Raw genomic sequence first — 19,994 nt, 5'->3', positions numbered from 1 at the left:
GCCGAGACGACACAGCCGGCCGTCCGGCCGGGGAGAGGGAGGGCGACCATGACGCGACGCCTGCCGTCCACCCCGCCCGTGATCGCCGGCTCCACGCCCGTGCACGTCCTGGGCAGCGGTGGCTTCGCCGACGTGTTCCTCTACGAACAGGACATGCCGCGCCGCCAGGTCGCCGTGAAGGTGCTGCTCGACGAGGTCGTCGACGACCGGGTGCGGCAGATGTTCCAGGCCGAGGCGAACCTCATGGCCCGGCTCAGCACCCACCCGTCGATCCTCACGGTGTTCCAGGCGAGCGTCGCGTCCGACGGGCGGCCGTACCTCGTGATGGAGCTGTGCTCCTCGTCCCTCAGCGAGCGCTACCGCCGCGAAGCGATCCCCGTGTCCGAGGTCCTGTCGATCGGGGTCAGGATCGGGTCGGCCCTCGAGACCGCGCACCGCGAGGGCGTGCTCCACCGCGACATCAAGCCGTCGAACATCCTCCGGACGGCCTACGGCAACCCGGTCCTGTCCGACTTCGGCATCGCGGCCAGCATCGGGAGCGCCGACCCGGACGAACCGGTCGGGATGTCGATCCCGTGGTCCGCGCCGGAGGTCCTGGCCGACGAGTCGCGCGGGTCGATCCAGTCCGAGGTCTACTCCCTCGCCGCCACCGTGTACTCGCTGCTCGCCGGCCGCAGTCCGTTCGAGGTGCGCGGCGGGAAGAACGGCGCGGCCGACCTGATGGCGCGCATCGACAAGGGCGGGGTCAAGCCGACCGGTCGGGCCGACGCGCCGCCGTCGCTCGAGCGGCTGCTCGCCACCGCGATGTCGCGGAAGCCCGCCGCCCGTCCGGCGACCGTGATGGAGTTCGTCCGCGGACTGCAGCAGGTGGAGGCCGAACTCGGCATCCCGCAGACGCCCGCCGACGTCGCGGTCGAGGCATGGGCCGCTGCGACGCCCACGCTCGACGCCGACCACACGGTCGTCCGGGATCTCCGGCCCGCGGGCCGGTCCTCGGTCCGCCGTCGGACCCGTCGGGCGCTCCAGGGCGGGGCGGCGAGCGGGGCCGAGAGCATCGGTACCCTGCACCGCACCGGCTCGGCCACCCGCTCCCGGCGAGGTGGCCGGTCGACGCTCGTCTGGGCCACCGCACTGTCCGCCGTGGTCGTGGCGGCCCTCGCCGTGGTCGCGGTGCTCGTCGTCACCCGACTGGGCACGGGGTCGATCCCGGTGGTGCAGGACGTGCGGGCCGAGGCCGGCGCGGACGCGGTGTCGTTCAGCTGGGCCGACCCCGGACTCCGCGCCGGCGACACCTACGTCATCACCTCCGGTGGGGCCTCCAGCCAGCAGACCGGCACGACCTTCGTCGTGTCCGGGACCTCCGGTACCGAGGAGTGCATCACCGTCGCGGTCAACCGCGACGGCAAGACCGGTGCGGCCAGTGCGCAGCAGTGCGGGACCGTCGGGAGCGCCGGGTGATCCGCGCCTTCCTCGCGAAGCACCGGTCCGCCGTGGTCGGCGTCGGCGCCTCGGTCGTCGTCGCCGCCGTGGTCGCGACCGCCGCGGTGGTCTCGACGGGGTACCACACGCAGCGCGTGGACCTCGGGGACGGCACCGTCTGGGTCCCGTCCGCCGAGTACGGCGCGGTCGGTCGGGCGAACACCGGCGTGCTCGAGCTCAACACCGCGGTCGAGACGGCCAGCGACGACCTGTCCGTCCTGCAGCGCGGGCGCCAGGTGTACAGCGTCGACGGCACGAAGGGCACGGTCGCGAAGGTCGACGTGGCCTCGGCGACGGTCGGCGACCCGGTCACGCTGCCGGCGGGAGCGCCGCAGGTGTTCTTCGCCGGGGACACCGCCGTCGTGGGGAACGGCGACACCGGCGAGCTCTGGGCCACACCCGCGTCGGAGCTCGGCGACTTCGACGCTGCCGCCAAGGCCGACCTCACGCTCGGCGCGGACGCGGTGTTCGACGCGTCCGACTCGCACGTCGCGGTGTACTCGCCGCGGACCGGTCGGGCGTCCCTCGTCGACGTCGGGACCGGTCTGACCGTGGACCGTCGGTGGGACGTCCGGTTCGACCGCGACCACGACTTCCAGGTGGCGTCCTTCGGCGACCACGTCGCCGTGCTCGACCGCACCAGCGGCGCGCTGTCGGTGGACGGCGACACCGTCGACCTGGGGGAGCGCGTCGGCAGCGCACCGGCGCTGCAGCACTCCGTCGACGACGCTGCCGACGTCGTCGTCGCGGGGACGGCGGGCATGGTCCGCGTCGGCGCCTCCGGCCAGGTCGAGCAGACCGCGCTCCAGGTCTCCGGCCGCGCCGCACGGCCGACGGTCGTCGGGTCGTGCACGTACGCCGCGTGGACCGGCGGACAGGCGCTCGACACGTGCGACGGCCGCGCGCTCCAGCGGCTCAGCGACACCGCCGGCGCGAGTGACCTGCAGATCGTGCACAACGGCGACACCGTTGTCGCGAACGACCCGCGCAGCGGGCGCTCGTGGGCGATCGACCGCAGCGGTCAGCTCATCGACAACTGGGCCGACCTCGTCAAGCGGGACGACGAGCAGCGGCAGGAGCAGGTGTCGTCCGACGACCCGGAGGTCGACAAGGACCAGAAGCCGCCGGTGGCGGTCGACGACGACCTGGGCGCGCGTCCGGGACGCACCACGAGCCTCCCGGTCCTGCTCAACGACTACGACCCGAACGGCGACCCACTCGTGATCAGCGAGGTCGGCACGATCGACGCGGGGGTCGGGACGGTGCGCATCGTCGGCGACGGCCAGCGGCTGCAGATCACGCTCGCCGCGGGTGCCAGCGGCACCGTCTCGTTCCCCTACACGATCACCGACGGCAACGGCGGGTCGGCGTCCGCGACGGTCCGCGTCAGCATCCGGCCGGAGTCCGAGAACGAACCGCCGCGACAGGTGCGCGACACGTCGGCGGACGTGGTCCGCGGCGGCCACGTCGTGACGAACGTGCTCGCCGACTGGGTCGACCCCGACGGCGACCCGGTGTACCTGAAGTCGGCGTCCGCCGAGGGCGACCAGGTGTCCACCACGCCGGACGGGCTGCTCGACTTCCGCAACCAGAGCGGCCGGACCGGCGACCGTACCGTGCAGATCGTCGTGAGCGACGGCCGCGCCGACGGCCGCGGCGCGGTGACGGTGCACGTCGCGGACCCCGGTCAGGTGCCGCTCTTCGCCGACCCGTTCGCGGTCACCGGGTACGCGGGCAAGTCCTTCGAGGTGCAGCCGCTCCGGCGCGTCCGCGGCGGGAACGGCACCGTCACGCTGACCAGCGTGTCGTCGTCGGCCGGCCTGACGGTCACGCCGGCCTACGACGCCGGGACGTTCCGGGTCGTCGGGGCGTCGGCCGGGGACCACCAGCTCGAGTACACGGTCACGGACGGCACGAAGACGACGAGCGGCGTCGTGCGCGTGACGGTCGCGGCGCCGCCGGACGCCTCGACCGCGCCGATCACCACCCCGAAGACGGTGTTCGTGAACACGTTGTCGACGAAGGACACCGACGTCACCGCGACCGACATCGACCCCGCCGGCGGCGTGCTCATGGTGACGGCGCTCGACGCCCCGGACCGGTCCAGCGGCGTCCAGGCGAGCGTCCTCGACCAGCACACCGTCCGGGTCACCCTGACGGCCCCGCTCGACGGACCGGTCACCTTCGGCTACACCGAGTCGAACGGGCTCGCCACCGCGACCGGCACCGTCACCGTGGTCGAGATCCCGAAGCCCGACCGCATCCAGCCACCAGTGGCCCAGGCGGACACGGCGACCGTGCGCGTCGGGGACGTCGCCGAGATCGACGTGCTCGCGAACGACACGCAGCCGGAGGGCGAGCCGCTCACGCTGCAGCCCGAGCTCGTGCAGAACGTGCCCGGCAACGGCGGACTGCTGTTCGTGTCGGGGGACCGGCTGCGCTACCTCGCTCCCGAGACCCCGGGCAACTACACCGCGGTGTACCGCGTCGCCGGGCCTGACGGCCAGTACGCCGACGCCACCGTGTCGATATCGGTCCGCGAGCGCGACGCGGCGACGAACAACCCGCCCGTGCCCCGGACGGTGACCGCCCGCGTCGTCGCCGGGCAGTCCGTGCGGGTGTCGATCCCGTTGAACGGCATCGACCCGGACGGTGACTCCGTGCAGCTCGTCGGTGTCGCGGACAACCCGGAGAAGGGGTCCGTCAGCGACGTGTCCTCCGACGCGCTGACCTACGAGGCCGGCGACTACTCGGCGGGCACCGACGAGTTCACCTACACGGTCGTCGACGCCCTCGGCGCCCGTGCGACCGGGACCGTCCGGGTCGGCATCTCGCCGCGGGCGGAGCAGGCCTCGAACCCGGTGGCGCAGGCCGACCACGTCACGATCCGCCCCGGCGGCAGCGTCACGGTCCGGGTGCTGCAGAACGACTCCGACCCCGAGGGCGGCGCGCTCCGGGTCACCGCGGCCGAGCCCACGGCGAGCGGGGTCGCCGCGAAGGTGCTCCGCGGGACCGAGGTGCGCGTCACCCCGCCGCGCTCCGCCGACCCCGGTGACTTCGCGGTGCTGTACACCGTCGCGAACGACACCGGCGGCTCGAGCACGGCGTTCCTCACCGTGACCGTCGACCCGGACGCCCAGCCGCTCCGGCCCGAGGTCGAGGACACCACGCTCGACCTGCAGGACATCCTGCACCGGCAGAGCGTGACCGTGGACGTGCTCCGGAACGTCTTCTTCGCCGAGGGATCGACCTCCCGCCTGCGGGTGGGCGTGGTCGACGGGTACGGCGACACCGCGCAGACCACCCCCGACCGGCGGATCACCGTCCGCCTGACCGACGCGTCACAGGTGATCCCGTTCTCGGTCACGCGCTCGGACCACCCCGACGTGGTGTCCTACGGCTTCATCCACGTCCCCGGGTTCGACGACGCCCTGCCCCAGGTCGACCGGAGCGCCGGCGTGGTCACCGTGAAGAGCGAGGCGACCGTCCGGATCCCGCTCGAGAAGTACGTCGTGACGGCGAACGGCCGGACCGCGCAGCTCACCGACCGCGCGACGGTCAAGGCCACGCACGCGAACGGCGACGACCTGGTCGTGGACCGCTCGACGCTCCAGTTCACGTCGTCGAAGCTCTACTACGGCAACGCCTCGATCTCCTTCGAGGTCACCGACGGCTCGAGCGCGAACGGGGGCAAGGGACGCGTCGCGACGCTCGTCCTGCCGATCAAGGTGACCCCGCGGGCGAACCAACCCCCGGCGTTCACGGGTTCGACGGTCGACATGCAACCGGGTGACACCCGGACGATCGACCTCACGAAGCTCACCGACTACCCGTACCCCGCCGACCTCCCCGAGCTGCGCTACAGCGTGGTGAGCCGACCGGGGTCCGGGACGACCGCGACGATCGACGGGCAGCAGCTCCGCATCTCGGTCGCCGACACGGCGCCGAAGGACACGACGGCGTCGATCGGCATCGGCGTCGCGGACGCGGCGAACGCCGGACGTGCCGGCAGCGTGACGGTCGACGTCGTCGGCTCCACCCGGCCGCTCGTGCAACCGGGGGCCGACCGGGCCGTGACCAAGCGCGGTGCGACGACGACCATCGACGTCCTGTCGAACGACCAACCGACGAACCCGTTCCCGGACGAGGCGCTCCGCGTCGTCGCGATCCGTGGTCTCGGCGGCGGTCTGCCCGCCGGGGTCTCGGTCACGCCGAGCAGCGACCGCTCGCGACTCCAGGTGTCCGTCGCGGACGGTGCGCAGCCGGTCGACGCTCACCTGCAGTACCAGGTCGCCGACGCGACGAACGACCCCGACCGGTACGTCTGGGGCGACGTGACGATCTCGGTCCAGGACGTCCCGGACGCACCCGGCGCCCCGAGCCGCACCGGGTCGAACCAGGGCGGACAGGTCACCCTCGCGTGGTCCACCCCGCAGGCGAACAACTCGCCGATCACCGGGTACCGCGTGCAGGGCACCAACGGGGTCGCGAAGGACTGCGGCACGTCGACCGTCTGCACCGTGACCGGTCTCGACCCGTCCGCTTCGTACCGCTTCACCGTCGTCGCGACGAACGCGATCGGGGACTCCGTCGCGTCGGCGTCCTCGGCACCGATCAGTGCGGACTTCGTGCCGACCGCGCCGAAGGGCCTCGCGGTGACGGCGAGCCAGGGCACGCCGAACCAGCTCGACGTGCGGTGGGACGCGGTGCCCGCACCGAACGGCGGCACCCCGGTGTCGAACTACGTCGTGACGATCTCCGGACCGGGGCTCTCGACGACCCGCAGCACGGGGTCGTCGACGTCGACCTCGTTCTCGGGCGCGCAGAGCGGGCAGTCGTACGACGTGCAGGTCTCGGCGCGGAACGCCGCGGACCGTGACGGCTCGGTCGTGGAGTGGAACCAGGCGCGGGCGTCCGGGACCGCGGTGGGCGTCCCCGGGACGCCGAGCCTGAACGCGACCGGCCAGAAGGACGGCACCTCGACAGCGGTGTCGTTGCAGGCATCCGAGGGCGACTGGGGTGGCGGTGGGAGCCGGAGCTGGAAGATCGCGAAGTACGCGGTGAGCACCCCGATCCCGAACGGCTGCTCGACGAGCGGAGCGGTGCAGGTCTGGAGCGCGGCCTCCGCCACGGACCGGATCTCGACGCAGTTCCGCTACGTCGCGTACGCCGACAACGGATCGTTCTGTTCCGCGTCCCAAGCCGCGAGCGTCCAGGGCTACGAGACCCCAGACGCTCCGAGCGGATCGGTCACGACCGACGGCGTCGACAGCGACGGGAACGTCGACCTGACCGTGCAGGCCACGCCGACGTCGCCGTTCCTGTACTACTCGGTGAACGGCGGATCGCCGCAGCGGTTCTCCGGCTCCGCCTCGATCGGCGCGGGCGCCGGCTACGGGGTCGACAGCAGCGTGGTGTTCACGTCCTGCGCTGTCGACGGTGACTACTGCGCATCGAGCAGCGCGTCCACCGCGACCGCGTTCGCGACACGGGCGAGCGTCTCCGTCGCGACCGAGGGACAGGCGCCGGTCATCAACCCTCCGGCGAACAACGGCCGGTTCCAGCCGAGCGCCTACGACGTCCAGTACTGCCCGATCGCGCCGCACCTGCTGTGCTCGACGACCAACCCGGCGACCGGGGCAGCCTGGACGACCTCAGACGCCGTGCCGTCGGGCTACGCGACGATCTGGGTCCGGGCGACGGTCAATGGCGTCCAGGATCCCGAGGGCGTCACCCGTCAGGTCGACCAGGCGCCGAGCAACGATCCCTCCACACCCACGGCCGGGTGACCCCGGGCCGAGCCCCGCTCCCCGTACGCTGCTGACACCGCATCCCCGAGAACGAGGACCCTCCCGCATGAGCATGACCCCCGAGCAGGCCACCTGGTTCGCCGACGTCGCCGGCCGCATCGTGACCAACGTCGAGCAGGTGCTCCTCGGGAAGACGTTCGTGATCCGTCTGGCCGTCACCGCGATGCTCAGCGAGGGACACCTGCTGCTCGAGGACGTCCCGGGCACGGGCAAGACGAGCCTCGCCCGCGCGATGGCGCAGAGCGTGCAGGGGTCGACGAACCGCATCCAGTTCACGCCGGACCTGCTCCCGGGTGACATCACCGGGATCAGCGTCTACGACCAGCGATCCCAGGAGTTCAACTTCCACCGCGGCCCGGTGTTCGCGAACATCGTGCTCGCCGACGAGATCAACCGTGCCAGCCCGAAGACCCAGTCCGCCCTGCTCGAGGCGATGGAGGAGTCCGCAGTCACGGTCGACGGCGTGAACCACCGCCTCGCCGCACCCTTCATGGTCATCGCGACGCAGAACCCCGTCGAGCAGGCCGGCACCTACCGCCTGCCCGAGGCGCAGCTCGACCGCTTCCTCATGAAGACCTCGATCGGGTACCCGGACCACGCCGCGACGGTCCGGATCCTCGAGACCTCGTCCGCGCCGTCGGCCTCGGTACCGCTCGCCGCCGTCGTGCCGGCCGCGACGATCACCGAGATGGCCGCCCTCGCCCGGACGGTGCACGTCGACCCGACGATCGCCGACTACGTGGCGCGCCTGGTGGACGCCACGCGCTCCGCGAACGAGGTCCGCCTCGGCGTGAGCGTGCGCGGTGCCATGGGTCTCGTCCGGGCGTCGCGCGTCCTCGCCGCGCTGAACGGCCGCCACTACGTCACGCCCGACGACGTCAAGGCCCTCGCCGTCCCGGTGCTCGCGCACCGGCTGGTCCTCGACGCCGAAGCCGAGTTCGACGGGGTCAGCACGACGAGCGTCGTCGCGCAGCTCCTCGTCGAGACGCCGCCGCCGAGCGACCGGGCGGTCTCGTGAACGATCGTCGGTCCGCCGCGACGCGCTCACGGCGCGCCGCGACCCGGTCACGTCGGGGCGCCACCGTCACGGAGCGCACCGGGACGGTCGCCGGGCTGACGAACGTCCGGACCCGCCTGGTCGGCGACCGGGAGGGGGTCGCCGCCGACGCGGTCGTCGGGCTCGCGAAGGCCTGGTCCACGGCCTGGAGGCTCGTCCGTCGCGGGTGGGCAGAGGTCGCCTCGGTGGTCACCGGCCTGGGATGGGCGGTCGCCGCCGTCACGCTGGTCGCGTTCGTCGTCGGGTACCGGTCCGGGCTGCGCGAGGTCGTCGTGGTCGGGTGGGCGGGGACCGTCCTGGTCCTCGTCGCGGCCGTCGCCCTCGTCGGTCGCTCGCGCCTGCTCATCCGGATGCGCCTGCCACAGCACCGCGTCGCCGTGGGGGACGAGGCCGGTGTCGTGGTCACGGCCGAGAACCCGGCGCGCCTGCCGTCGGTGCCCGCCACGGTCGAGGTCCCGGTCGGTCCGGGGCTGGTGGACGTCGCGATCCCGGGCATCCCGCCGCGGGGCACGTTCGAGCAGCGCGTCCCGGTCCCGACGGTCCGACGCGGCGTGCTCGACGTCGGACCCGTCACGGGTGTGCGTGCCGACCCCGTCGGGCTGGTCCGGCGCGAGGTCGTGTGGACCGCCCGCGAGCAGGTCATCGTCCACCCCCGCACGATCGCGATCCCCTCGACGAGCACCGGTCTGGTCCGGGACCTCGAGGGACAGGCGACCACCGACCTCTCGCCGGCGGACATCGCCTTCCACGCGATCCGCGAGTACCTGCCCGGTGACGACCCCCGGACCATCCACTGGAAGTCGACGGCGAAGTCGGGCGCCCTGATGGTCCGGCAGTTCGAGGACACGCGCCGGTCCCACCTCGTCGTCGCCCTCGGCGTCGGACGCGGCGAGTTCGCGGACGACGACGAGTTCGAGCTCGCCGTGAGCGCCGCCGCGTCGCTCGGCACCCGGGCCGTCCGGGACGGCAGGGAGGTCTCCGTCGTCGTCTCCGCGCGGACCCCGGAGTACGCCAAGCGCGCCGTCTACGCCGTCCAGCCACTGCCCACGGTGACGCCCACCCGACTGCTCGACGCCTTCGCGACGGTCGGGCTCGCCGACTCGTGCCTGCCCGTGGCCGAGGTGTCGCGCATCGTGGGGGTCGAGACCACCGGGATCTCCGTCGCGTTCCTCGTGGTCGGCTCCACGGTCGGCCTGCCCGCCCTCCGACTCGCGGCGACACGCTTCCCGGTCGGCGTCGAGGTGGTCGCCGTGATCTGCGAACCGGAGGCCCAGCCCCGGTTCCTCCGCGTCGCCGGTCTGACCGTCGTGACGATCGGCTACCTGGACGACCTCCGCACCGCCCTGCACCGGCAGGCGGCCGCCGCGTGAGCGCCGTGACCGGGACGCGGGCCGACGCACGGCGTGCAGCCCGGCGTCGGGACGCGCGTCGCGAACCGCTGCGCCTGGTCGGCGGCACGCTCGTGGTCTGGCTCCTGCTCGCGGTCGGCAGCGTGTCGTGGTGGCCGATCTACCGCGACGGGTCCATGGTCGCCGCTGCCGTCACCGCGGTGGTCGCCGGCTCGGCGGTCGCCCTCGCGGGGGCGGCGCTCCGCCTGCCCGCCCTCGTCGTCGGCGTCGCCACCGCTGCGGCCTTCGCCGTGACTGGCGTCCCCGCTGCCGTGCCGTCCGAGGCGGCCGGTCTGCTGCCGACCGGACCCGGTCTGGTGGACCTCGCGGCCGGTGTCGCACTCGACTGGAAGCGTCTGGTGACCATCAGCCTGCCGGTCGGGTCCTACGAGTCGCTGCTCGTCCCCTTCTTCGTCACGCTCCTCGTCGCGACGGTGACGGCCGTGAGCGTGGCGACCCGTGCCTCCCGTCCGGAACTCGCGAGCATCCCGGCTCTCGTCCTCTTCGCCGCCGGCGTCGTCGTCGGTCCGACGCGACTCGACGTGTCCGTGGCGAGTGCGGTCCTGCTCGGCGGGATCGCACTCGTCTGGGCGCTGACGGTGCGGTACGTCCGTCGCGCCGCGGCCGTGTCGCGCACCGTCGGGGCGCGGGTGCCGGTCTGGCGTTCGGTGCTCCGACCCGCGCTCGTCGGGACCGGCACGATCGTCGCGGCCGGGGTCGTGGCGACCGGACTCGGACTCGTCGTGCCACCGGCCGCGGACCGGACGGTCGCCCGCAGCGACGTCGTGAAGCCCTTCGACCCACGGGACCACGTGAGTCCGCTGAGCGGGTTCCGCGCGTACGAGGAGTTCGGCGCCGCCGATGCACCGCAGCTGACGGTGACGGGTCTGCCCGCGGACGGTTTCGTCCGGATCGCGACCCTCGACACGTACGACGGGGTCGTGTACCGCGTCGGCGGCGACGACGGGGCGTCGGCGTCCGGCACCTTCGAGCGCGTGCCGACGAGCGTCGACGTGCGCGGCGTGTCCGGCACCGACGTCCGCGTCGACGTGCGGGTCGACGGGTACCGGGGCGTGTGGCTGCCGACCGTCGGCGACCTCCGTTCGGTGACGTTCCAGGGCGGCGACGCGGGCTCCGAACGCGGTGCGTTCTTCTACAACCGCACCACCAGCACGGGAGCGGTGGTGAGCGGGGTGGGTGACCGCACCCGCTACCAGCTCGACGCCGTGGTCCCGAACCAGCCGACGGACGCCGAGCTCGCCGACGCCCGACCGGGCACCGCCTCCGTCCCGACGCCGTCCGGCGTGCCGGACGCGGTCCGCGAGCGGGTCGAGGCGACGACCGCCGACGCGGGCTCCGACGGCGCGAAGCTCCTGGCTGCGGTGCAGGACCTCAGGCGGACGGGCTACGTGAGCCACGGCGTCGGCGACGACCGCGCCAGCCGCTCGGGTCACGGGGCGGACCGCATCCAGGAACTCCTGACGTCCCCGCTCATGATCGGCGACCAGGAGCAGTACGCCGTCACGGCCGCCCTGATGGCGCGCGAGCTCGGTTTCCCGGCACGGGTGGTGATGGGCTTCACCGCCGGGGGAGACGCCGGTGGGGACGCCGCCGAGACGGCGGGCGGCTCCGGCGGGACCACCACGTTCCGCGGTTCCGACGTCACCGCGCGGATCGAGGTCGACACCGCGCAGTACGGGTGGGTGATGCTCGACCCGAACCCGGTCGTGCGCGAGATCCCCGAGGAGCAGGACCAGACGCCGCAGCCGGTCACGCGTCCGGAGACCGTCGTCCCGCCGCCGCCGGTCGAGCAGCAGGACCCGGACCGGCAGGCGCCGCCGCAGAGCGACCGGAGCACCCCGCCGGTGCAGCCGCTCTGGTTGCAGGTGTTGCTCGCCGTGCTGCCGTGGGTGCTCGGCGTCCTCGCGCTGTCGGCCCTCGTGCTCCTGCCGTTCGCCGTCGTCGTCCTGCTCAAGCGCCTGCGACGACGACGGCGGCGCCGAGCCCCGACCCCGCGCGGGCGGATCGTCGGCGCCTGGGACGAGTACCGCGACGCCCTCGTCGACCGAGGGCACGACGTCACCCGAGCAGCCACCCGCAAGGAGGCGGTCGTCGGTGCACCGGGCGAGGGCGGAACGGGCCTCGCTGCGCTGGCGGACCGTGCGGTCTTCGGGCCGGACGACCCCGACGACCGCATCGCGAGCCGGATGTGGTCGGCGACCGAGGAAGCGGTCCGGAGCCTCCGCACCGGGCGGAACCGACGGCAGCGGTGGCGTGCGGCGGTGTCCGTCCGGTCCCTGCGAACGGGCAGCAGCCCCCGAACGGGGTCCCGACGTGTCCCGTCGGACGGCCGGTGGCACCGCGGTCGTCCGGGCACGCGTGACTACGATGGGCCGGAGGCCGGCGAGCGTCGTGGACGGCCGAGTGAGGACCAACAACCGTGATCAGATGCGAACACTGCGGGTCGATGCTCCCCGAGGGGGCGATCTTCTGCGGTGAGTGCGGGCGATCGGTGAACGTCGCGGCGAACCGTCGTCCCGCGCCGGCAGCCCGGAACGACCAGACGACACCGCCGCCGCTGCAGCAGCCGGATCCGCAGGGCCGTCGCCCCGACCCGGCCACCGAGGCGTGGTTGCCCGAGGCGACCCTGGACCCCGCGACCCGGGCCTGGCTGACCGGCTCAGACCCGAACCCGACCCCCGCCCCCGCCGCACCGCACGGCATCGACCAGCGTGGTGCCGATCCGCGCGGTGCCGATCCGCGTGGTGCCGATCCGCGTGGTGCACGGACGCACGCGCACGGTGCGGTCTCCGGCGTCCACGTCCCCGCGACGGGCGCTCCGTCCGCGCAGCCGGAGCCGCCCCTCGACCCGGAGCAGTACCCGTCGACCTCGGTGCCGGACGGTGCCGACGCCGAGTGGACGCGCCCCGCGGCTCCCCGTGAGCGAGCGGCCGAGCAGACGGACCCGGTCGACGTGCCCGAGCCGCCCACCACCCCGGTCTGGCAGCCTCCGACGCAGTCGACCCCCGTCGCGCCCTCCCGTCCGTCGTGGTGGGTCGGCCGCCCGCCGGCCGCTGAGGAGACCCTGACCGACGTCACCGACGCCGAGCGGACCGACACCGCCGCCGCCCAGGACGTGTCGCGACCCACGGAGAACGACACCGCCGTCGTCGAGCCCCTCGTCGACCGGCGCCCCTCGCGCCCGACACCGCTCGTGACCCCCGGGAGCGGACCCGCTACCTGTCACGTCTGCGGACACCCGCTCGAGCCCGACGACATCTTCTGCGCCGAGTGCGGAGCCGTGCGTCCCGCGGTGACCGCAGCGTTCACCGGACCCGTCGTCCCGCTGCCGATCGCCCGCCCGGACTGGGCTGCCGACGACCAAGCGCTCGTCGCAGCCGACGCGGTGGACGACGGCGACCAGGACAGTCGCGGCGACGACGCGACCGCCGCCGACGCTGATGCGAGCGACGCGAGCGCCGAGGACGAGCACGGTGCGGACGGGGACGACGCGACCGAGCACGACACGGACATGAACGCTGACGCCGACGAGCACGCCGCCGACGTGAATGCGCCCAGCGCGGACGAGCACGACACCGGTGCAGGCGCGTTCGGCGGAGCGCCCGGGGCCGTCGGTGCCGCGCCGCTCCCACCGGTACCCGGTTCGCCGACGGTACCGTCCGCCCCCGTGGCCGAGTGGACCGCGCCGCCCGTCACGGACGTCGCGTCCCCGGCCTCGAGCGCCCCCATCGCCGCACCGCTCCCGCCTGTTCCGGGGACGACCGGACCGGTCCTGCCGCCCACCGGTTCGGCGACGGCTCCGTCGAGCGCGGATGACCTGGACGAGGACGTCGAAGCGACTCGGATCGTCACGAAGGACACCGGCCGGGATCCCTTCGTCCTGCACTGCAGCACCGGGGAACGCGTCGAGGTGCACGGCACCGGGCTGCTCGGACGCCTGCCGCGGCCGCAGCCGGGGGAGCGGTTCGACGACCTGGTGACCGTTCACGACCCGGGAAAGTCCGTGTCGAAGACGCACCTCGAGCTCGGCCGGGACGGCGACGACCTCTGGGTCTCCGACCGGTTCTCCGGCAACGGCACGGTCATCCGGCACATCGACGGCTCCATCCGCCGCTGCGAGCCGGGGCGACGCTACCGCGTGGAGCGCGGGGCCCGGGTGGACATCGGCGAGCAGTTCTTCCTGGTGCAGTGACGGTGCGCTGTTCCTCCTCCAGAACGGAGGAACAGCGCATCGCCCTCCACAGGACGGGCGGCTCCCTCCATGGGCAGGTCGTCACTCTGCTGGACTGACCGGCGTGTCCCTCCTCGTCGCTCGAACCGCCCTCGTCGGCACCGCCGTGCTGCTCGGGCTCGCCGCGGTGCTCCTCGCGCTCGACGGTCCCGCGCGGGCCGTTCTGTTCGGGGCGGCATGCTGCTGCGCCCTGCTCGACCGTGCATCGAGCCGGTCGCTACCGACGACGTCGGACGAACCGGAACCGGAGTCGACCCGGACACGCCGCCTGCCGGGAACCAGCGACGACCCTCCCGCCCGCCAGGCGCAGTCCCGCCGGTCCGACCTGCTCCTCGGGCACGACGACGACGGCGAGCCGATCGGTCACGAACTCGGCACACCTGGGCGTCCGACGCACCTCGTGGTGGTCGGCACCGGCGCCCTCGCACTCGCGGTGTTCGTCGAACTCGCGGACCTGCTCCGTGCGACCGCGAGCACGACGGCGACCACGACCGCGACGGTGACCGCGACCGGGACGGCGACCGCGACCGCGACCGGGACCGCGACGGCAGGCTCCGGGGGTGCCGTCCGGACGGCCCTCGCCGACGACCTCGTCGATGCTCCGCCGCCGGGCACCACGCTCGACGGCGCGCCGGCAGGCGTGTCCCTCCCCGCGGGGACCGCGGTGGCCGTCCTGTCCGATGCGGACGCGCGCATCCGGACGACGGTCGTGCTCGTCCCGAGCGAGCGGATGCGGCCGCGGGCCTGGGACACCGTCGTCGAGGTCACCCGCTACGGATGCTCCGTGCGACGGGTGCAGGACCATCGCTCACGCGCACTCGACCCCGCGTTGCCGGCGCTGTGACGGCGTCGAGCTCAGCGCAGGCCGGCGCCGACCCGCACCGCGCCGACGGGCACCCCGCCACCGAGCACCTGCTCGCCCGTCGCACGCAGGACGTCCGTGACGCCCTCTGCATCGACGAGCCCGTTCCGCTGCAGGAGCGTCAGCGCCGCGAGGGTCCCGGCGCGCTGGGAGCCGTCCAGCGTCTTCACGGCGACGGCCGCGCCTCCGGGCAGGCCCATCACCATGACGCCCTCGGCGCCGAACTTCGCGAGGACCTGCAGGCGCTCGATCGTGACGGTGTTGGCCCGCCCGACGCCGTCGATCACCCAGGGGTGGTCCAGGACCGCGTCGACGAGCGCGGCGGAGTCGGCGTCCGCTCGTGCGACCACGCCCGCGAAGCCGCGGGCGAGTCCGGTCAGGGTCAGGGGGAACACCGGGGCGCCGCACCCGTCCGTGCCGACCAGGTCGACCGTCTCCCGCGTGAACTCCTCGACGGTGTCACGGACGCGCTGCTGCAGCGGGTGGGCCGTGTCCAGGTAGGTGGCCTCGCCCCAGCCGTTCACCCGGCAGGCTGCGAGCATGCCCGCGTGCTTCCCGGAGCAGTTCATCGCCAGGCGCCGGGGCTCTGCCATCGTGCGGGCCGTCGCCCGGTCGAACGGCATGTCCGGCGGGCAGCCCAGGTCGGCCTCGGTGTGGTCGAAGGACTCGAGCATGTGCAGGGCGAGGGCCTGGTGCGGGGCCGTGCCGGCGTGGCTCGCCGTGGTGAGCACGAGTTCCTCGTCGCTGAAGGACGCCCCGGCCCGGCGGATGGCCAGCGCCTGGAACGGCTTCATCGTCGACCGGGGGTAGATGCTCGCCGTCACGTCGCCGACCGCGTCGAGCACCCGACCGTCGGCACCGACGACGACACCGGCACCCACGTGCCGGCTCTCATCGAAGCCGTTGCGGTCGAGCACCGCGAGCTCGACGGAACCGTCGGCGGTGAGAGGATGGCGATCAGTGCGGACATCGGTGCTCACCGTCATGCCGCCAGCGTACCGACACCGACGAAGGGCCACCGTGAGCGACCACTCCTACGAGGTCACCGTCAACTGGACCGGCAACCGCGGCACCGGGACGAGCGGCTACCGCGACTACGGCCGCGACCACGACGTCACCGCCGCGGGGAAGCCGTCCATCCCGGGGTCGGCCGACCCGACGTTCCGTGGCGACGCGGACCGGTGGAACCCCGAGGAGATGCTGCTCGGCGCCCTCGCGCAGTGCCACATGATGAGCTACCTGTACGTCGCCGTGCAGCAGGGCTTCACCGTCCTCGACTACACCGACACCGCGACGGCGTCGCTCGACGTCCACCGTGACGGCACCGGCGAGGTCACCGCCGTCCACCTGCACCCGGTGGTCACGATCGCCGAACCGGACCGCGTCGCCGACGCCGACGCGGCGCACGCCCGCGCGAACGAACTCTGCTTCATCGCCCGCTCCGTGGCGTTCCCCGTCCACCACGCGCCGGTCACCAAGGTCCGTACGGCACACTAGGTCCCCGTGAAGCGTCTTCGCCTGCTCCCGATCGCCCTCGTCCCCGCCGTCGTGCTGGGACTCGCCGCCTGCTCCGGTTCGGGGTCGGGTGACGCGTCGGCCTCGCCGAGCGCGTCCTCGAGCGCGTCGGCCACGCCGATCTCCGCCTGCCCGAAGCCGGGTTCGGCGTCGAAGAGCATCGAGGTCAGCGGTGCGTTCGGCGGCAAGGAGGCCCCGACGGTCACGTTCGACAAGGGCATCAGCGCGAAGACGCCGCAGGCCTCCACGGTCGTCGAGGGCGACGGTGCCGCGCTCAAGGACGGCGAGTTCGCGCAGGTCTCCTACGCCGTGTACCAGGCGAAGGACGCCTCGAAGCTCGGCGCGGTCGGCTTCGACCAGGGCAACCCGCAGGTCCTGTCGGTGGGCGGCACCGGCTTCGGCGCCCTGCTCGCCTGCACCAAGGTCGGCGACCGGGTCGCGGCGGTCGGTGCGTCCTCGGCGCTCGGCTTCACCACGAGCGGTGACATCGTCGTCGTCGCGGACGTGCTCGCGAAGACCCCGACGAAGGCGACCGGCACGCCGCAGGAGCAGAACCCCGCGCTGCCCACGGTCAAGGACAAGGCGGACGGCGAGCCGGAGATCACGATCCCCGCCGGCGAGACCGCCCCCGCGAAGACCGAGGTCGAGGTCCTCAAGCAGGGCGACGGCGACACCGTGGCCGATGGCGACAGCGTCCTGGTGCAGTACAAGGGCGTGACGCTCGACGGCGGCAAGGAGTTCGACTCCTCGTGGTCGAAGGGCGCACCCACCACCTTCACGGTGTCCGAGGGCTCGCTCATCAAGGGCTTCGTCACCGGCCTGGTCGGGCAGAAGATCGGCTCGCAGGTCCTCATCGTGACGACGGCCGAGGACGCCTACGGCTCGAACCCGCCCGAGGGCTCGAACATCCCGAAGGACGCCTCGCTCGTCTTCGTCGTCGACCTCCTGGCCAAGGGCTGACCATGACGCCGACCGGCCCGGCCGACGCGACCAGCCCGACCGGCCCGGCCGACGCGACCGGCCCGGCCGACGCGACCGGCCCGGCCGACGCGACCGGCCCGGCCGACGCGACCGGCCCGGCCGGCCCGACCGGCCGGCGCCGCATCGTCGTCCTCGGCAGCACGGGCTCGATCGGCACCCAGGCCCTCGACGTCGTCGCCCGCAACCCCGACCGCTTCGAGGTCGTCGGCCTCACCGCCGGCACCAACCGCGAGCTCGTCGCCGAGCAGGCCGCCCGCTTCGACGTCACGGAGACCGCGTTCGGCGCGGCCGACGCCGAACGCCTGGTCCGCGGTGTCGAGGCGGACGTCGTCCTCAACGGCATCACCGGCTCGGTGGGCCTCGGCCCGACCCTGGCGGCGCTGGACGTCGGCGCGACGCTCGCCCTCGCGAACAAGGAGAGCCTGATCGTCGGCGGCCCGCTCGTGCAGGCCGCCGCCGCGCCCGGGCAGATCGTCCCGGTCGACAGCGAGCACTCCGCCATCGCGCAGGCGCTCCGCTCGGGCACCGGCACCGAGGTCCGGCGGCTCGTCCTCACGGCGAGCGGGGGCCCGTTCCGCGGACGCTCCCGCGCCGAGCTCGTCGACGTCACCCCGGCGCAGGCGCTCGCGCACCCGACGTGGGACATGGGACTCGTCGTCACGACGAACTCCGCGACGCTCGTCAACAAGGGCCTCGAGGTCATCGAGGCGCACCTGCTGTTCGGCGTGCCGTACGACCGCATCGACGTGACGGTGCACGCGCAGTCGATCGTGCACTCGATGGTCGAGTTCGTCGACGGCTCGACGATCGCCCAGGCCTCGCCGCCGGACATGCGCCTGCCGATCGCGCTCGGCCTGGCCTGGCCGGACCGCGTCCCCGGCGTCGGCGTCCCGCTCGACTGGACGACCGCGAGCACCTGGACCTTCGAACCGCTCGACACGCAGGCCTTCGGCGCCGTCGACCTCGCGAAGCACGTCGGGGTCCTCGGCGGCACGTTCCCCGCGGTCTTCAACGCCGCGAACGAGCAGGCCGTCGCCGCCTTCCACGCCGGCGCGATCGGCTTCCTCGACATCGTCGACACGGTCCGGCGCGTCGTCGACGCGCACACGGCGGGGGAGCCGTCCCTGGACGGCGTGCTCGCGGCCGAGCGCTGGGCCCGCGAAGCGGCGGACCGCGCGCTGACACGCTGACCCGACCCGTGCCTCCCGTCCGTCCCGTGGTGACCACCTGACGGACAGGAGGCCCGCCCCACCTCTCAGGATGCGCTCGGCTCCGTCATGGGCGGGGTCCCGTACCCTCTCCTGGTGACCGTCGAATCCGTGCTCCTGTTCGTCCTCGGCGTGGTCGTCTTCATCGTCGGCCTGCTGGTCTCGATCGGCCTCCACGAGCTCGGCCACCTGTCCTTCGCGAAGCTCTTCGGCGTCAAGGTCACGCAGTACTCGCTCGGGTTCGGCAAGGCGATGTGGTCCTTCCGCCGCGGCGAGACCGAGTACGGGATCCGCCCGATCCTGCTCGGTGGGTACATCTCGATGGTCGGCATGCTCAAGCCCCGGGCCTCGGGCAAGCCGAACGCGATCACGAACACCGGCATGTACGGCGCGTTCGTGCAGGACGCGCGCGAGGCCAGCGCCGCGCAGATCGCGGACTCCGGCGGCGACGACTCCCGCGCGTTCTACCGGCTGACCCCGTGGAAGCGCATCATCGTCATGGTCGCCGGCCCCGCGATGAACCTCGTCATCGGCATCCTCCTGTTCGGCGTGCTGCTGTGCGGCTTCGGCGCCCCGACGACGACCTTCACGTCCAGCGTCGACTGCGTCCTGCCGTCGAGCAGCGCCACGGCGTGCGCCCCGGGTGACGCCGAGTCGCCCGCGAAGCAGGCCGGCATCCGGGACGGCGACGTCGTCCTGGCGGTGGACGGCCAGCAGGACCCGACGATCGCCGAGGTCTCGAAGGTCTTCCAGCGCTCCCCGGGCAAGACCGTGACGGTCGTGGTCGAGCGCGACGGTGCGCGGAAGACGCTCGAGGTCACGCCGCAGCTCGCCACCCGCGACGTCGTCACGGCCGAGGGCACGGCGGCGAAGAACGCGGACGGCACCACGAAGACGCAGCAGGTCGGTGTCGTGGGGGTCAGCATCGGGCAGTCCCTCGTGCGGCAGTCCCCGGCGGCCGTCCTCCCCGCGACGGGCGCGCAGATCGCCGCGTCGGCGCACCTGATCATCGACCTGCCGCAGCGGCTCGTCGCGGTGTGGAACGCGGCGTTCGGCTCGCAGGCGCGGTCCCAGGACAGCCCGGTCTCGGTCGTCGGCGTCGGCCGGGCCATCGGCGAGGTCTCGTCGATGAGCGGGGTCCCCGTGGTCGACAAGGTCTACACGATCCTCGGGCTCCTGGCGTCGCTCAACATCGGCCTGTTCGTGCTCAACATGGTGCCGCTCCTGCCGCTCGACGGCGGTCACATCGCCGGGGCGCTGTGGGAGGCCGTGAAGCGCCGCGCGTACCTGCTCGTCGGCAAGCCGGACCCGGGCGCGATCGACCTGGCCAAGACGATGCCGCTCACGATGGTCGTCGTCGTGCTCCTGGCCGGGATGAGCGCGCTCCTCGTCTACGCCGACATCGTGCGACCGGTGAACCTGTTCGGCTAGCACTACGCTCG

The 19,994-nt window shown here is 73.4% G+C and carries 12 protein-coding genes; 11 read left to right on the top strand and 1 reads right to left on the bottom strand.

The genetic code is table 11. The features are described from left to right. The first annotated feature begins 48 nt into the window (after positions 1–48). The 7 genes from DEU32_RS07670 (at position 49) to DEU32_RS17125 (ending at position 14,830) form a co-directional block, all read left to right on the top strand. The gene (locus tag DEU32_RS07670) at positions 49–1,458 is read left to right on the top strand and encodes a serine/threonine-protein kinase (protein WP_114850000.1); all 1,410 of its coding nucleotides are present in this window, start codon (positions 49–51) and stop codon (positions 1,456–1,458) included. After that, the gene (locus tag DEU32_RS07660) at positions 1,455–7,268 is read left to right on the top strand and encodes an Ig-like domain-containing protein (protein WP_147281424.1); all 5,814 of its coding nucleotides are present in this window, start codon (positions 1,455–1,457) and stop codon (positions 7,266–7,268) included. The genes DEU32_RS07670 and DEU32_RS07660 overlap by 4 nt, the downstream gene beginning before the upstream one ends. Before the next feature lie 67 nt (positions 7,269–7,335). Beyond that, a complete protein-coding gene (locus tag DEU32_RS07655) occupies positions 7,336–8,307 on the top strand; it encodes a MoxR family ATPase (protein WP_114849997.1) in 972 nt (323 codons plus the stop codon). Next, positions 8,304–9,716, top strand: a complete 1,413-nt coding sequence (locus tag DEU32_RS07650; RefSeq protein WP_114849996.1) for a DUF58 domain-containing protein — start codon at positions 8,304–8,306, stop codon at positions 9,714–9,716. Before DEU32_RS07655 ends, DEU32_RS07650 begins: the two co-directional genes overlap by 4 nt. Further along, positions 9,713–12,178 carry a transglutaminase domain-containing protein gene (locus DEU32_RS07645; RefSeq protein WP_147281423.1) on the top strand — a complete coding sequence of 822 codons (2,466 nt, stop codon included), beginning with the start codon at positions 9,713–9,715 and terminating at the stop codon, positions 12,176–12,178. Before DEU32_RS07650 ends, DEU32_RS07645 begins: the two co-directional genes overlap by 4 nt. After that, a complete protein-coding gene (locus DEU32_RS17485; RefSeq protein ID WP_258554812.1) occupies positions 12,175–13,947 on the top strand; it encodes an FHA domain-containing protein in 1,773 nt (590 codons plus the stop codon). The genes DEU32_RS07645 and DEU32_RS17485 overlap by 4 nt, the downstream gene beginning before the upstream one ends. A 103-nt stretch (positions 13,948–14,050) precedes the next feature. Further along, positions 14,051–14,830, top strand: a complete 780-nt coding sequence (locus DEU32_RS17125) for a hypothetical protein (RefSeq protein ID WP_181819227.1) — start codon at positions 14,051–14,053, stop codon at positions 14,828–14,830. An 11-nt stretch (positions 14,831–14,841) separates the two neighbouring features. Here DEU32_RS17125 and DEU32_RS07625 read toward each other — a convergent pair whose 3' ends face one another. Continuing rightward, entirely contained in the window at positions 14,842–15,834 is a 993-nt protein-coding gene (locus DEU32_RS07625) for an asparaginase (protein ID WP_114849992.1), read from the bottom strand. On the opposite strand from DEU32_RS07625, the gene DEU32_RS07620 reads away from it, so the two are divergent. The 4 genes from DEU32_RS07620 to DEU32_RS07600 all read left to right on the top strand — a co-directional run bounded on the left by DEU32_RS07620 (position 15,833) and on the right by DEU32_RS07600 (position 19,983). Further along, the gene (locus DEU32_RS07620) at positions 15,833–16,345 is read left to right on the top strand and encodes an OsmC family protein (protein ID WP_114849991.1); all 513 of its coding nucleotides are present in this window, start codon (positions 15,833–15,835) and stop codon (positions 16,343–16,345) included. The genes DEU32_RS07625 and DEU32_RS07620 overlap by 2 nt on opposite strands. Before the next feature lie 6 nt (positions 16,346–16,351). After that, entirely contained in the window at positions 16,352–17,323 is a 972-nt protein-coding gene (locus DEU32_RS07615; protein WP_114849990.1) for an FKBP-type peptidyl-prolyl cis-trans isomerase, read from the top strand. 2 nt (positions 17,324–17,325) lie between these two features. Beyond that, positions 17,326–18,534: a 1-deoxy-D-xylulose-5-phosphate reductoisomerase gene (locus DEU32_RS07605; RefSeq protein ID WP_181819226.1), complete on the top strand. Its 1,209-nt coding sequence runs from the start codon at positions 17,326–17,328 to the stop codon at positions 18,532–18,534. Positions 18,535–18,648: 114 nt separating this feature from the next. After that, entirely contained in the window at positions 18,649–19,983 is a 1,335-nt protein-coding gene (locus DEU32_RS07600; RefSeq protein ID WP_181819225.1) for an RIP metalloprotease, read from the top strand. The last annotated feature ends 11 nt before the right edge of the window (positions 19,984–19,994 follow it).

The organism is Curtobacterium sp. AG1037, from assembly GCF_003349855.1.
Classification (GTDB): Bacteria; Actinomycetota; Actinomycetes; order Actinomycetales; family Microbacteriaceae; genus Curtobacterium; species Curtobacterium citreum.
Note: the sequence above shows the minus strand (reverse complement) of the source record. Positions and strands in the feature narration are given on the sequence as shown.

Bases quoted from the DNA above. Each gene is read 5' to 3' on its own strand.
- DEU32_RS07670 (WP_114850000.1), top strand. From the start codon at position 49: ATGACGCGACGCCTGCCGTCCACCCCGCCCGTGATCGCCGGCTCCACG.
- DEU32_RS07655 (WP_114849997.1), top strand. From the start codon at position 7,336: ATGAGCATGACCCCCGAGCAGGCCACCTGGTTCGCCGACGTCGCCGGC.
- DEU32_RS07620 (WP_114849991.1), top strand. From the start codon at position 15,833: ATGCCGCCAGCGTACCGACACCGACGAAGGGCCACCGTGAGCGACCAC.
- DEU32_RS07625 (WP_114849992.1), bottom strand. From the start codon at position 15,834: ATGACGGTGAGCACCGATGTCCGCACTGATCGCCATCCTCTCACCGCC.
- DEU32_RS07605 (WP_181819226.1), top strand. From the start codon at position 17,326: ATGACGCCGACCGGCCCGGCCGACGCGACCAGCCCGACCGGCCCGGCC.